The sequence below is a fragment of the Galbibacter mesophilus genome (assembly GCF_023721415.1).
Lineage (GTDB): Bacteria > Bacteroidota > Bacteroidia > Flavobacteriales > Flavobacteriaceae > Galbibacter > Galbibacter mesophilus.
Map to the genome: position 1 here is coordinate 1374033 of NZ_JAMQVC010000001.1, position 13476 is coordinate 1387508.

The 13476-nt window shown below is 39.9% G+C and carries 14 protein-coding genes and 1 tRNA gene; 8 read left to right on the forward strand and 7 right to left on the reverse strand.

Features of this window, described 5'->3' with window-relative positions:
* Positions 1-175: 175 nt before the first annotated feature.
* The 4 genes from NDQ75_RS05970 (at position 176) to NDQ75_RS05985 (ending at position 3770) form a co-directional block, all read left to right on the forward strand.
* Positions 176-964, forward strand: a complete 789-nt coding sequence (locus NDQ75_RS05970) for an RNA polymerase sigma factor (RefSeq protein WP_202028480.1) — start codon at positions 176-178, stop codon at positions 962-964.
* Position 965: 1 nt separating this feature from the next.
* Complete coding sequence (locus tag NDQ75_RS05975) at positions 966-2063, forward strand: hypothetical protein (protein ID WP_202028481.1); 1098 nt, start codon at positions 966-968, stop codon at positions 2061-2063.
* An 843-nt stretch (positions 2064-2906) separates the two neighbouring features.
* A complete protein-coding gene (locus NDQ75_RS05980) occupies positions 2907-3248 on the forward strand; it encodes a single-stranded DNA-binding protein (protein WP_202027785.1) in 342 nt (113 codons plus the stop codon).
* Between the two features lie 72 nt (positions 3249-3320).
* Positions 3321-3770 carry a JAB domain-containing protein gene (locus tag NDQ75_RS05985; protein ID WP_202028482.1) on the forward strand — a complete coding sequence of 150 codons (450 nt, stop codon included), beginning with the start codon at positions 3321-3323 and terminating at the stop codon, positions 3768-3770.
* A gap of 503 nt (positions 3771-4273) precedes the next feature.
* Here NDQ75_RS05985 and NDQ75_RS05990 read toward each other — a convergent pair.
* The 6 genes from NDQ75_RS05990 to rseP form a co-directional block, all read right to left on the reverse strand.
* A complete protein-coding gene (locus NDQ75_RS05990) occupies positions 4274-5137 on the reverse strand; it encodes a toprim domain-containing protein (RefSeq protein WP_202028483.1) in 864 nt (287 codons plus the stop codon).
* A 211-nt stretch (positions 5138-5348) separates the two neighbouring features.
* Positions 5349-6554, reverse strand: coding sequence for a primase-helicase family protein (locus NDQ75_RS05995; RefSeq protein ID WP_202028484.1), 1206 nt, complete (start codon positions 6552-6554; stop codon positions 5349-5351).
* A 27-nt stretch (positions 6555-6581) separates the two neighbouring features.
* The gene (locus tag NDQ75_RS06000; protein ID WP_202028485.1) at positions 6582-6875 is read right to left on the reverse strand and encodes a helix-turn-helix transcriptional regulator; all 294 of its coding nucleotides are present in this window, start codon (positions 6873-6875) and stop codon (positions 6582-6584) included.
* Positions 6876-7002: 127 nt separating this feature from the next.
* A complete protein-coding gene (locus tag NDQ75_RS06005; protein ID WP_202028486.1) occupies positions 7003-7677 on the reverse strand; it encodes a hypothetical protein in 675 nt (224 codons plus the stop codon).
* A 123-nt stretch (positions 7678-7800) separates the two neighbouring features.
* Positions 7801-7874, reverse strand: a tRNA-Asn gene (locus NDQ75_RS06010).
* A gap of 129 nt (positions 7875-8003) precedes the next feature.
* Positions 8004-9329 carry an RIP metalloprotease RseP gene (gene rseP / locus NDQ75_RS06015; RefSeq protein WP_202028487.1) on the reverse strand — a complete coding sequence of 442 codons (1326 nt, stop codon included), beginning with the start codon at positions 9327-9329 and terminating at the stop codon, positions 8004-8006.
* Between the two features lie 160 nt (positions 9330-9489).
* On the opposite strand from rseP, the gene NDQ75_RS06020 reads away from it, so the two are divergent.
* Positions 9490-10161, forward strand: a complete 672-nt coding sequence (locus NDQ75_RS06020; protein ID WP_202028702.1) for an SCO family protein — start codon at positions 9490-9492, stop codon at positions 10159-10161.
* 47 nt (positions 10162-10208) lie between these two features.
* Here NDQ75_RS06020 and NDQ75_RS06025 read toward each other — a convergent pair whose 3' ends face one another.
* Positions 10209-10736 (reverse strand): lipocalin family protein, encoded by a 528-nt coding sequence (locus NDQ75_RS06025; protein ID WP_202028488.1) that lies wholly within the window; start codon positions 10734-10736, stop codon positions 10209-10211.
* Positions 10737-10907: 171 nt separating this feature from the next.
* Between NDQ75_RS06025 and NDQ75_RS06030 the strand changes: the two genes are divergently transcribed.
* Genes NDQ75_RS06030 through NDQ75_RS06040 form a run of 3 tightly spaced genes read left to right on the forward strand, consistent with a single transcriptional unit; the run spans position 10908 to position 13403 of the window.
* Entirely contained in the window at positions 10908-11150 is a 243-nt protein-coding gene (locus NDQ75_RS06030; RefSeq protein ID WP_202028489.1) for a FeoA family protein, read from the forward strand.
* Entirely contained in the window at positions 11147-13246 is a 2100-nt protein-coding gene (gene feoB / locus NDQ75_RS06035; protein WP_202028490.1) for a ferrous iron transport protein B, read from the forward strand. Before NDQ75_RS06030 ends, feoB begins: the two co-directional genes overlap by 4 nt.
* A gap of 7 nt (positions 13247-13253) precedes the next feature.
* Positions 13254-13403, forward strand: coding sequence for a FeoB-associated Cys-rich membrane protein (locus NDQ75_RS06040; protein WP_202028491.1), 150 nt, complete (start codon positions 13254-13256; stop codon positions 13401-13403).
* Positions 13404-13476 lie beyond the last annotated feature (73 nt).

Consider the following 13476-nt stretch of genomic DNA (forward strand, 5'->3'; position numbering starts at 1 on the left):
ATCCGGTACTCATATATTCTTTAGTCCTATAATCCAGGTATTTCCTTTTTCATGGTATCCGGCCATGTTCCATACATAAAAATTTAATAACAATAATCCAACGTCCATCATCTTGTGATTCAATAACAGGATAGCGATGGCTGTGGAACGGATTATGCATTTAAACAACCTAAATATGCAACCATGCAATTTTGAATTATTGAAAAAAGGTGATCCCATTGCTCTGGCCAGGATCCATGCCCAATACGGAAAAAGTATTTTTTGGATCGGCAAACGCCTGTTGGATGATGAATTTGTATTGGAAACCTTGGTCCAGGATGTATTTTTAAGGCTATGGGACTGCAGGGATACCATTGAAACCCCAAAGCATATCTATTTTTTCTTAAGGTTTGTTATGAAAAGGGAGTGTAACTTCTATTATTCAAGGCCAAAGGAGAAGTTTCTTAGAACCTTGAATTCATTGGAGAGTTACGATAACTACCAGGATTATATGGTAGGCTACGATCCGGAAAATGACAACGAATGTATACGGGAACAGGAACAGACCCAGAACAAATTTGAAAAAATCGAAAAGGTTTTACCACTGTTAGGTGAGAACAGAAGTTATTTGATCGAACTCTGCCTAAAATATGGCTTTCGATACAAGGCAATCGCCAGTATGTTGGGAAAGGGTACCACCGAGACCAGGAACGAGACCGCAAGGGCCATTGAAGAGATAAAAACCATTATCCATCTGGGGAACAGATCTGCATTTGAACCAAAAAATAAGAATGGGCAAGAAAAACCCTCGATTCCTATTACAGAGCTACAGGAAAGGATCCTTGGACTGCGCTTTGAAAAAAAGCATTCGTTTGAACATATTGCTAAGTCATTGGGTCTTTCCCAAAGGGAAGTGCAAAGTGAATTTGCTTCATCCTACAAATTCTGGCCAAAGTACCGCGAAGAACAGTTAAAATCCGCTTAGTATGAAAAAAACTACCATAAAGCTAACGCGCAGGATACAGCTATTGGCAGACCTTCCGACAAAGGAGGAAAGAAAAGAAGCTTTGGGTATGCTCTACCAATGGCAGAACAGGTGCTACCGGGCAGCCAATTTAATTGTTTCCCATCTGTATGTACAGGAAATGATAAAGGATTTCTTTTACCTTTCAGATGGGATAAAGTACAAACTCGCCGATGAAAAAAGGGATGGGCATGGGATCTTAAAGCGGTCCCGTATCAATACGACCTATAGAACGGTATCGAACCGCTTTAAAGGGGAAATCCCAACCAATATATTATCCTGCCTTAACGGGGCATTGGTTTCTTCCTTTAAAAAAGAGACCCAAAAATATTACAAAGGGGAGCGTTCCCTGAGAAATTTCAGGAGGGATATGGCCTTTCCATTTAGCATGGAGGGTATAACGAGGTTTGCCTATGATGATAGCAAAAGTGCTTTTTGTTTTCGGCTGTTCAGTGTGCCTTTCAAAACCTACTTGGGTAGGGATTTTACGGATAAAAGAAAACTATTGGAACGTCTGGCAACTGGGAATATAAAGCTCTGCACTTCGCATATCAAATTAATAAAAGGGAAAATCTTTTGGTTGGCCACTTTTGAAATTGAAAAGGAGGAGCATGCCTTGAGACCTGAAATAATTGCGGAGGCATCGCTCTCCCTTGACGTCCCTATCGTCGTGAAAATTGGAAAGGAGAAGCTTTCCATTGGTTCAAGGGACGAGTTCCTTTACAGAAGGCTCGCTATACAGGCGGCCCGAAAGAGGAGCTGTGAGGGCACTGCCTTTAGTAGATCGGGAAAAGGGCGTAAGCGAAAACTCAAGGCTATGGAAAAGTTCCGGGAATCGGAAAGTAATTATGTTGACCATCGGTTGCACGTATACAGCAGAAAACTTATTGACTTTTGCACAAAACACCGTGCGGGAACGCTTATCCTGGTAAACCAGGAAGATAAGATCGGAATGACAAAAGAGGAAAAATTTGTTTTAAGGAATTGGAGCTACTACGGTCTGATGACCAAAATAGCATTTAAAGCGGAAAAAGCAGGTATTGAAATGATATCCGCTTAACTGTGTTTGAGGGTGCTTGTAAACCCGTAGGGTGAGGTCAATGGACACTCACTGAATACCATGGCATAGGTTAAATAAGTTAATAGAAATAGCTGCTTATGGCCGGTATATACAACCCGTGCGACGAGAACACTTACTTTTTTGAAAGTTATGACTAAAAATATAGAGACTGCATATAGGCCCTCACCCCAGATCTTACAATAACCAATGCTATCGTGCTTGGTTTATCTACATGGAGTTCAGTTTTTAATCACTCCTGTTTAATATTTATAAAAAATCCACCCCTCGGCCGACCTTCCATTTCCAAAACGGTCCTTTTTGGTAAGCCCTTCTTGGGGGCCTACGCGGCGAAGTCCCGAAAACGGAAGTCCGGCCCCCCAACACATTTTAAGGGTCCTTAATAAAAGAAGCCCTATATGGTTCCCGGTACTGCGGAAACCAAGGCAGGCGCCAAAGAATACTAAATCGCCGGCCTTTTGACAGCTCGCTTGACTTCCCGTACGCTCACTTCCAAACCCCCCGCGATAAGGATTCTTAGAGGCCCCTTATGGAACCCGTCAAGGCTATACGGAGTTTTGTCCATAAATAGGGCATCTACTTCCTTGTTTTTAGCCCTTGCGGTAAAAACCACGTTGCAGACACTCCCGATTTCCGTCCAAAAGCCTTGACGGAACCCACTTCTTTTATGGTGCTGTGCACGCAAGAAGGCAAACAAACACCCCTTAAAATGTTGGCTTTTGTTTTGGAAACGATTCAAAAAAGTTCTTAGAAGCGGTTGCCGATATGGAAAAGGGATATTCAGTAACAATGCCTGTCTCGTGCAGGCGCTAAAAACAATGTATTATGGGCACATTAAAAAATCAGGTTCAGCTTATCGGACATGTAGGGCAGGAGCCCCAGGTGACCGTATTGGAAAACGGAAAAAAGGTAGCCAAGATTTCATTGGCGACCAATGAGAACTACAGGGATTCCAAAGGGGAGAAACAGACCAATACCGATTGGCACCAATTGGTGGCGTGGGGGAAAATCGCATCCCTTATCGAAGAGTACGTTTTTACGGGCAAGGAGATTGCCGTACAGGGAAAACTCACCTCACGTTCCTATGAGGACAAGGAGGGCGTTAAACGCTATGTGACCGAGGTAATCGTTTCGGAAATCCTTTTCCTTGGTGGGAACGGAAAGTAGAAGTATGGGCAGGGTAAAACCTGCCCATTTCTTTAAATGTTTGAAATCAATTTTAATAAAAATAGCATAGCCATGTTGATAAAAGTTAACGAGATACAGCTTTCCTACAGGGAGAGTTTTTTGACCAGTCTGGAAACCGTTGTTGTGAGCAGTTCCAATGCCGCTAAAGTCCTTTACCAATCCTTCGATATGGATACCATAGCCCTGAACGAAACCTTTAAGGTGCTTTTGCTGAACCGTTCCAATAGGATAAAGGGCATCTATACCCATTCGGTGGGAGGGATTACGGGTACGGTGGTCGATATAAGGTTATTGTTCGCGGTGGTGCTGAAAAGCCTGTCCACGGGCATCATCCTATGCCACAACCACCCATCGGGGAAACTCGAGGCCAGTACGCCAGATAGGGAACTGACCCAAAAAATGGTAAAGGCGGCCGGTTACTTCGATGTAAAGGTACTCGACCATATTATCCTAAGCCCCAACGGAAGGTATTTCAGCTTTGCGGATGAAGGAATACTTTAGACCAAATTAGTTATGCGTCCAGCCATTTTAATAGGTTATGGCCTTATAGGTGTGAGATGTCCTAATTAACCAGTTAGTTTGGTTGGATGTAATAAATATTTTGTCCCGATCCTGCGATCGTGACAAAATTTGGGTAAGCAAGAGGGTAACACGCTAAAGCGATGTTACGTGGTTTCACGCTTCCTGTTTTACAGTAAAACCTCTCGGAGTCTCTATAAACAGGCAGTTCTTTACAGTAAAATTTTAGGAAGTCCAAGGGCTAAATTTGCCATTTGCTGCAAAAACCTTTGGAAGCCCTGAAAACAGGCAATTTTTTGCTGCAAAAAGTATGGTTTTAGGCCAATGCTGGTTGATTGTGACCAAATTGATAGGAAAGAATAAAAATGAGGCTATCCAATTAGATGTTCTTTTTTATTTAAAGACTGAACTCGATAGAAATAAATAAGCAGTATTTCAGGATGGCCATTGTGGCAACAAAAATACATCCATTAATTGCTTTTCAATTACCCATCCGTATTCTTAGTCCACCACTCATTTATATCCTTATATCCTTCGTACATTCCCGACCTGTCCAAAGCTTTTGAATGGGCAGTCAATAGGAATTGCGTTGCCTTTTTACCGGCACCGTCCCTGTCCAGATAAAGCTCAACATGTTTATAGTCTTTCAAATAACCGGGAACCTTTTTTACAAACGCCACGGAGTTGAGGACAAGTATATCTGCTCCCTTGGATAGGTTTCGGCAATGACTTGCTAATGTGAGCAGATCGAACATACCTTCGCACACAACCAGGTTAGTGCATTGATTCATTAATAAGGTTATGTCCTTAGGGGAAACGCTGCCTTTAAAGAATTTGTTCCTGAGCTCATAACCTCCAGAGATGTTTTCAAGCCCGATGGCAAAATAGTGTTTACCTTTCAACCTGAAATGTACTTCTTCAGCATATAACCTTGCCACTGTAGGTTTAATTTTTCGTGACCTTAAATAGGCTAGCAGGGCTGGGTGTCTTATCGGTTTTACTTCCGTCACTTCAATACCGGGTTCCTTTCTGGAAAGTGGTTGTTGCTGAAAAGAAAAACTTAAGGCTCCATTGTCCAGGACCAGCAAAGCCTCTTTGACCGAACACCGTTTTATCAGGCAGACCAGGTCGATAACATTGCCACCGATACCGGCACCGTGGTCGTACCATCGGTTCAGTGTCAGGGATACCTTGAAAGAGGCCTCTGTTTCTGACCGGAAGGGGCTTAGGAACCAAGCTTCTTTTTCCGATTTGCGCGTGGGAAAGTGCCCCAGTTTAGCAAGTGCCTGCACGGTGCAAATACTGCGGGCTTTTTCACACGACAGTTTATTGGTTCTTTCTTTTTTCATGGGCCGGATATGTTTTTAAAAAAAATTGATGATTTGATGAAGAATCTCTTGTAACCCTTATTTTTACTGGTGTTCCGGGCTTCATCATTTTTTCATCATTCATCAAAATGTTCTGCAGATCTTCATCATTGTTTTAGGATTTCAATTTTGATGAACGTTTGATGAAATTTTGATGAAGTGTTATTTTATTGATTATCAGTTATTTATACTCTTAATTCATCATTTCATCAAAAATTCCATAAATCTTTTTTCTTTCAACAGCAAAATACCTTCCGACACGGCTGATCTGGACAAACTCCCCGTAACTGGTATATTCATAACCCTTATAGGAATTGGAATTGTCGGAAGGGGCAAGCCCCCATTTGTTTTTCAGTATCCTCCGGATGTCGTTCGGTTCGAAGTTTTTGCGGCGCACCTTGGCGAGGTTCGACACGATTTCCCTCGGGGTGACCCTGAGCTCATCGGCACCGGTGGCCTCGAACATTTCGTAGAGCAGGTACACCGTTTCCCTCTCGACCGCATTATTGTTCAGCCAGACCAGTTTCTTTAGCGCCCTGGTCCTTATCTGCTCGGGGGTGAACCACATCCGTGTTTTCTTCTCGGAGGCATAGGGACGGTCAATAAGGAACTGTAGAAAAGCGGGTATTTCAGAAATGAGCTTTTGCAGGTATTCGGTGTCCTCGGTATCGAAAGGAGGTACTTTTCTGACCCAAAAACGTATTTCATTGGAATCTATCAGGATGAACGTATCCTCATTGTTGCTGCAGAGAATGAACTTCCCGAAGAATTCGACTTCCTCCCGGTCCTTGCCCTTGGCCTCCACCTTGTCCTTGTCGGTGGTGCTCAAGTATTTTAGCCGTTCGGTGATCTCTTTTTTATCGAAGAACACCTCGTCCACCGCTACGATCACCTTTGATACCCAATCCGCATTGAACTGTGAGGAAAAACTGTCCCCCTTGATATATGTCATGTTCTGGCCAAATATGGCCTTGAGCCATTTGATAAAGGTGCTCTTTCCAGTGCCACGTTCTTTACTCACCAGGCATAAGATGGGCAATATCTGTGAGGGGTTTTCATAGAGGATCTTTAGGTAGTCCAGTCCAAGCTCGGCCTGTTCCCCGAAGATGTGCCCCACAAACCCCATGGAAACGGGGCATTTGCCCTTCTTGGGGGCAATGGGCAGCTCGTGGTAGGTGTTGTAGGAATTGCCAACGGTTTGCCTGTAATCTATATGTTCGGGGATACAGCAGAACCCGTCCAGTTTTGGGATCTTGGAAAGATAGGACTTCCCGTGGTCCGCAATGATCGTTTCCTTGTTCCACCGGACCATTATGGAAATGGAATCCCCCGAAATCAGGGGTTTTTCGATATCTTTCCAATATGTGGTCCCGATACGTCTGTACGGTATCTTTTTCATTAGAAAAGTATTTAAAGTGGATGTTATCTAGGATTTTCCCTTTTTCAGGAGTTGTCTGTTGAATTCATGTTCCAGCTGGTCATCCAACAGTTCGGAGTTCCCCATAAGCCATTCATCGATGGCATCCTTATCGAAGAACTTTTGGCGGATGTGTTTGTTGTTGCCCATTGGGATCAACCGCAAATGGGTCAGTTTATAGATTTTGCTTTTGGAAAGTCCTGTGTATTGTGAAAGGTCTTCCACATTCAGGACCTTTTTGTTCTGGGACAGCAATGCCTTGATGTCCTCCAATAGGGCCACAACGTTCTCTTGCTCATTCATTGTTTTAAAATTTTTGGTTAATGATGAGTAAAAGGCCTTTTACGTTTTAGTGTACAGGGCAAATATATGACAGCAGATATTGCCAAATCAATAGCATAACGGCAGTTATGGTTTAATTATCCATTAATTATTTAAGGGAGAAGACATTTTTCCAATATTGTTCGTAGGCAGTGCCCTTTTCCGTGGAAAGGTCGCCCTTCCAATTGGAAAAACTGGATTTTAGGGTATCGTAATTAATAGGTTTGCGGTTCATGAGAAAGGAATCCCTGAGCATTTCAAAAAAGATTTTTTTCTGGACATCGGTAAAGTGTTCAATCCCATCCTGAATAAGTACATGGAACATGGAAAAAAGCATGCGGTGGTTGGCACCTTCCTTGCTTTTGTTCTTTTCGCGAAAATTTATCTTCTTCTGTACATGCCGGCGGTTCAACAGCAAATTAAAGTCGATAAGCTCATCTTTGTCAAACTTGAGAAGTTCGTAATTAACTGTTTCCCATTTAACGGAGATATATTGGAACGGGTACAGCCTACTATCCTTGATCCTCTTTTTTTCATAGTAGGTCGCAAATAGTATAATCAATAAAATTCCTATAAAAAGGTACCCAAAATAGTACCCAAGTTTTTGACCAATGGAAACTTGTGAGCTGAACAGCATGAGCACCAAACCGTAAACGGCGATGCAAACAATTAAAAAATAAAGGCGGGCACTATTGCTGCTCATGGAACTCCGCCTAAAGAAATGGTCTATGGCGTCATCCAATTTGCACCATAGGATGGCCAGCTTTCTGATTATTTTTTCCATTTGAGTGCTTATGTAGGCATCAAGATAAGAAATAAATAAAAAAGCACTTATTGTTGTACCTATGTTGTACCCAAGGAAATCAAAAAAGCCACTCAATCTTTTGAATGGCTTTCTAATGTTAAGCTCCCCCTCTTGGGCTCGAACCAAGGACCCTCTGATTAACAGTCAGATGCTCTAACCAACTGAGCTAAGGAGGAATTTATTTTTATAGTTACTTTCTCGCTTGCCTTATTTCATGCCTCTTGAGAAGAGTTTTATTCCTTTTTTGCGGATGCAAATATATATGTTTTTTTCTTTAAGGCAAACAAAAAATTATTTTTTTTATTTTATTTAAAAATCGCCTTGTAAAGATCGTTTCCGTTGGCGTACAAAAGTAAGGCAATTAATAGAAAGAACCCAACCATTTGTGCATATTCTAAGAATTTTTCACTTGGCTTCCTTCCGGTAATCATTTCATACAATAGAAACATTACGTGTCCGCCATCCAGTGCAGGGATGGGTAAAATGTTCATAAATGCCAGAATAATAGATATAAAGGCTGTTGAAAGCCAAAATCCTTGCCAGTCCCAAGTATCGGGAAACAGCTTGGCAATCGTTCCAAATCCGCCTACTTCTGTCGCTCCTTTTTTAGTGAAAAGGAACTTCATGGAGCTTACATAATCCCGAAGCGTCCAATATCCGTGTTCGATTCCGGCAGGAATAGCTTCAGCAAACGAATATTCTTTAGTGTTAATCTTTATATCCTTTATAGGTGATTTAAATGAAACACCAATGGTATTGTCCTCTCTTGCTGTTAAAGTAATGGTATCTGTTACTTTATTTCTTGCAATAACTAAACTAAGAGGATTGCCTTCATTCTTTTTAATTTTTTGAACCATTTCATCTCTAAAAGTAATGGCTTCTCCATTTACCGAAATTATTTTGTCATTGAGCTTCAACCCGGCAAGGGCGGCTGGAGATTCTGGGATAACGCTATCAATAACGGGTTCTACACGTGGGGTTAATGGATATAAAGCTCCTTGTGTGTACAGATAGGTGCCTAGGGAATCTGGTATGCTCAAAACTTCCTTTTTTCCATCAGCATGTTTCACTTCTACAGTACTAGCACCTCTCACAACCAAACGACGGCTAACGTCTAAAATATTTTCAGGTTGCTCACCATCTACTTTCAGTATTTTATCACCGTCTTTAAAACCGTACTGTTTTAACTGTTCCGCTACAGCAAAACCATTTGGAAAAGCATTTTGGGAAATTTCTTCTTTACCCCAAACAAACAATACCATGGCATAAATTAAAAATCCTAAAATAAGGTTTACGGTTACACCACCAATCATTATAATTAAACGTTGCCAAGCTGGTTTGGAGCGAAACTCCCATGGTTGAGGTGGTTGCGCCATTTGTTCTTTGTCCATGCTCTCATCGATCATTCCAGATATTTTTACATATCCTCCCAGCGGAAGCCAACCAATACCGTAAACGGTTTCTCCTATTTTCTTTTTGAAAAGCGCGAACTTAACATCAAAAAACAAAAAGAATTTCTCTACCCGTGTTTTAAAAATCTTTGCAGGGATAAAATGCCCTAGCTCATGTAGAATAATAAGTATTGATAAACTTAAAAAAAGTTGGATTCCTTTAACTAAAATCGGACTCATAAAATTGGTTTCATTTTCAAATCGCACAAAAGTAAGGTTTTCCATCTACTTACCACAATCAAAATGAACTAAGGGTTTGTTTTTATGACGGATTTAAGACTAAAAGATGAGCATTCGTAATGAAAATTGTATTTTTGCAAGCACTAAATTAAGTCGAGGAATGCTTCAGTTTTTCAGCAAATTTAAATACTTGTTTATAACGCTTTGCGTACTTTCAATAATCATTGTTAGTTTAATTTACCAAGCTTTGAAACCAAAGGAAAGGTTATTGGTATATGAACCGTCTATGGTGAACGCAGAATTAGTAGATACCAGTATTCAGCATATAAGAAAATACCACACTATTGCTCCGTTTGAATTGATTAATCAAAATGGAGATACCATTACAGAAGCAGATTATAAAGATAAAATCTATGTAGCCGATTTCTTTTTTACTACTTGCTTGACTATTTGTCCGAAAATGACAGATAATATGGTAAGTATTCAGGAGAAAATTAAAAATGATCCTGAGGTGATGTTGTTGTCGCATTCCGTGACCCCAAAAATTGACTCTGTCCCAAGACTGAAAGCCTATGCGGAAGAAAAAGGAGTGATCGACACGAAATGGAATATGGTAACCGGTGATAAAAAGCAGATTTACAATTTAGCCCGAAAAAGCTATTTGGCAGTTAAGACGCTTGGAGACGGTGGCCCTTTTGATATGATTCATACGGAAAACTTCGTTTTAGTTGATAAAAAGAAACGAATAAGGGGTTTTTACGACGGCACTAAAGAGGAGGAGATAGAAAAGCTCCTGCACGATATTGAAGTGCTGAAAAAGGAATACGAATAAAAAGTCAGCTTAAGTAAACTTCAAACTGACTTTCTTGAATTTTATATCTACTCGGCTTTGTCGTGTTCTACCCAAATCAATTCTGAGGTATCGTAACCAATTTGTTTCGCCTTTTTTAAATAATCATCTTTAATGTACAGTGGGATTTCCGGTGTTCTCGAAAGTATCCATAAATAATCTAAATTTTTGCCTACAATAAGGGCGTACTTGTAATCGTCATCAATCTTAATAACATTATAACCAGAATAAAACGGTCCGAAAAAAGAAACTTTTAACTTTCCCACATCGGGGTTTTCTACAAACTTGGCTTTTCCTGTAGCCGTTTCCCATTCTTCTTTTTTAAAATTATAACCACGGTTTATTACTTTAATCTTGCCGTCCTCTCGCAAAGAATAGGTTGCGGTGGTGTTGTTCAAATTTTCTTCAAACTTAAAATCCAACCGTGCAATTTCATACCATTTTCCAAGATAAGCTTCACTGTTAAAAGGTTGCACAGCTTCTACGCCTTTCGGAATGGTTTGACAGGATTGGCAAATGACTGCTAGTACTGCAAATAGCATGAAAAACTTTTTCATAGTGTTGTTTTTTCTAAAGGTAGGTATGAAAAGTTTCAATTTTGTAAAATGAAAATTAAAGTCTTCTAAAAAATATCATAATTGATGCGCGTCTTAAACATCTATTAAATAATTTCACCAAACCTATTTTTTATATTACTTTTGCTTACTTAAAATCAATCTAAATAATAGTTGAAGTTGACGATTGCAAATTTAAAGAGAGGACAAAAAGCGATAATTAAAGAATTTTCTACGGACAACATTCCCATTAAGCTTTTGGAAATGGGGTGCCTACCTGGCAACGAAGTAGAACTTTTGCAGATTGCACCGTTTAGAGATCCTTTGTATTTAAATATCAATGGTTCTTTTTTAGCTATTCGAAGAGAAACCGCACTTCAAATTGAAATAGATATTTTAGAAAGCAAGTCCGTATGAGTAAACAGATTAATGTAGCCCTCATCGGGAATCCTAATACAGGAAAAACTTCAGTATTCAATCAACTTACAGGTTTAAACCAAAAAGTAGGGAATTATCCAGGCATTACCGTAGAGAAAAAAGAAGGCGTGTGTAAGCTTCCCAGAGGAGTTAAAGCACATATTATCGATTTACCAGGAACCTACAGTTTAAATGCCAATTCGTTGGATGAAAATGTGGTAATTGAGCTTCTACTGAATAAAAACGATAAAGATTTTCCAGATGTTGCTGTTGTAATCACCGATGTGGAAAACTTAAAGCGAAACTTACTGCTTTTTACCCAAATTAAAGACCTAAAAATTCCGACCATTTTAGTGATTAACATGGCAGATAGAATGAAACGCCGTGGTATTTCCTTAGATGTGGAGCTTTTAGAGCAAAAATTAAACACCAAAATTGCTGTTGTAAGTACCCGAAAGAGACAGGGTGTGGAAAAGGTTAAGGAGCTTATTGCTAATTACAAAAATATCTCCACAGACCCATGCGTGGACACCACGGTAATAGAACCGGAATATTTTAACGGACTAAAAGCTGCTTTTCCAAATCAGGATATTTACAAACTTTGGTTGGTAATTACCCAAGACGCCAATTTTGTAAAGTTAGATAGAAACTTGGTAAAAGACACTTCTGCCTTTTCTACCAAGTCGAAAACCGAATTAAAGCGACTACAGCATAAAGAAACCGTTTTGCGATACCAATTTATAAATGGTGTGCTTAAAGAAGGGTACAAAATAGATGCCAATGCCGCTAAAGGTTTTCGTGCATCTTTAGATCGAATCCTTACCCATAAAGTTTGGGGATACGTTATTTTCTTTTTGATTTTGCTCACTATTTTTCAAGCCATTTACGATTGGAGCAGCTATCCAATGGATTTTATTGATGCTACTTTTGCCTCCTTAAGTGAATGGGTTAAGGAAACTATGCCGGCCGGATCACTTACTAATTTAATTGCTGAAGGAATTATTCCAGGCTTGGGTGGTATTGTTATTTTTATACCACAAATCGCTTTTCTATTCCTATTTATTTCTGTTTTGGAAGAATCCGGCTACATGAGTCGGGTGGTTTTTTTAATGGATAGAATCATGCGAAAATTCGGATTAAGCGGGAAAAGTGTTGTGCCCCTAATTTCGGGAACGGCATGTGCTATCCCTGCCGTAATGGCAACCAGAAATATAGAAAATTGGAAAGAACGATTAATAACCATTTTAGTAACTCCTTTTACAACCTGTTCTGCACGACTGCCAGTTTACCTTATCATAATTTCCCTTGTAATTCCCAACACCCGGTTTTTAGGAATGAATTTACAAGGTATCACTTTAATGATGTTGTATTTATTAGGCTTTGGTATGGCAGTTTTCTCGGCATGGCTTTTAAATAAAATACTTAAAATAAAAAGCCGCACTTTTTTCGTAGTGGAAATGCCAAGCTATAAAATGCCTTTGCCAAAAAATGTATTGATTACCGTGGTTGAAAAAACCAAAAGCTTTGTGTTTGGCGCAGGGAAAATTATTTTGGCTATCTCTATCGTATTGTGGTTTCTCGCGTCTAATGGACCTTCGGATAGGTTTGATAATGCTCGGGAAATTGTAACTGCACAGCCAGAAGCTGAAAATTTGCCGGAAGGCGATTTGGAAACTAAAATAGCGTCTTACAAACTTCAAAATTCTTATATTGGAATTGCCGGGAAAGCCATTGAACCTGCTATTTTACCGCTAGGTTACGACTGGAAAATAGGGATTGCCGTTATTAGCTCCTTTGCAGCACGGGAAGTTTTTGTAGGAACATTGGCAACCATTTACAGTGTAGGGAGTGACGAAGAGGAAACCATAAAGAACAGAATGGCTTCCGAAACGAATCCGATTACTGGAGAGCCACTTTTTAATTTAGCTTCAGGGATTTCGCTCCTTTTGTTTTATGCATTTGCTATGCAGTGTATGAGTACTTTAGCTATTGTTAAACGGGAAACAAATACATGGAAATGGCCTGTGGCACAATTGGTATTTATGAGTGCATTTGCGTATCTTGTAGCTTTAGTGGCATATCAGCTTATAAAATAGTTTTCAAATGGATATTCAGAATATAGTGGTGTATTTAATTTTGTTTCTGGCAGTTGCTTATCTACTGCTGAAGTTTGTTTTTCCTAAAACACTGAATACTCTTTTAGGGAAAAGTAATGCTGGCGACTGCGGAGACGGAAATTGTAATTGCCATTAATAGAACTCATTTTAAACTGTTCTTAATTGGCTGCAAAATGGTTTCTTTGCACCATATTTTCCCTTTTATTGTG

Coding starts and splice junctions, on each gene's coding strand:
- NDQ75_RS05990 (WP_202028483.1), bottom strand. CDS start 5,137: ATGAAAAAAGAAAGAACCAATAAACTGTCGTGTGAAAAAGCCCGCAGT.
- NDQ75_RS05995 (WP_202028484.1), bottom strand. CDS start 6,554: ATGAAAAAGATACCGTACAGACGTATCGGGACCACATATTGGAAAGAT.
- NDQ75_RS05975 (WP_202028481.1), top strand. CDS start 966: ATGAAAAAAACTACCATAAAGCTAACGCGCAGGATACAGCTATTGGCA.
- NDQ75_RS05985 (WP_202028482.1), top strand. CDS start 3,321: ATGTTGATAAAAGTTAACGAGATACAGCTTTCCTACAGGGAGAGTTTT.
- feoB (WP_202028490.1), top strand. CDS start 11,147: ATGAGTAAACAGATTAATGTAGCCCTCATCGGGAATCCTAATACAGGA.
- NDQ75_RS06040 (WP_202028491.1), top strand. CDS start 13,254: ATGGATATTCAGAATATAGTGGTGTATTTAATTTTGTTTCTGGCAGTT.
- NDQ75_RS05980 (WP_202027785.1), top strand. CDS start 2,907: ATGGGCACATTAAAAAATCAGGTTCAGCTTATCGGACATGTAGGGCAG.
- rseP (WP_202028487.1), bottom strand. CDS start 9,329: ATGAGTCCGATTTTAGTTAAAGGAATCCAACTTTTTTTAAGTTTATCA.
- NDQ75_RS06005 (WP_202028486.1), bottom strand. CDS start 7,677: ATGGAAAAAATAATCAGAAAGCTGGCCATCCTATGGTGCAAATTGGAT.
- NDQ75_RS06000 (WP_202028485.1), bottom strand. CDS start 6,875: ATGAATGAGCAAGAGAACGTTGTGGCCCTATTGGAGGACATCAAGGCA.
- NDQ75_RS05970 (WP_202028480.1), top strand. CDS start 176: ATGCAACCATGCAATTTTGAATTATTGAAAAAAGGTGATCCCATTGCT.
- NDQ75_RS06025 (WP_202028488.1), bottom strand. CDS start 10,736: ATGAAAAAGTTTTTCATGCTATTTGCAGTACTAGCAGTCATTTGCCAA.
- NDQ75_RS06020 (WP_202028702.1), top strand. CDS start 9,490: ATGCTTCAGTTTTTCAGCAAATTTAAATACTTGTTTATAACGCTTTGC.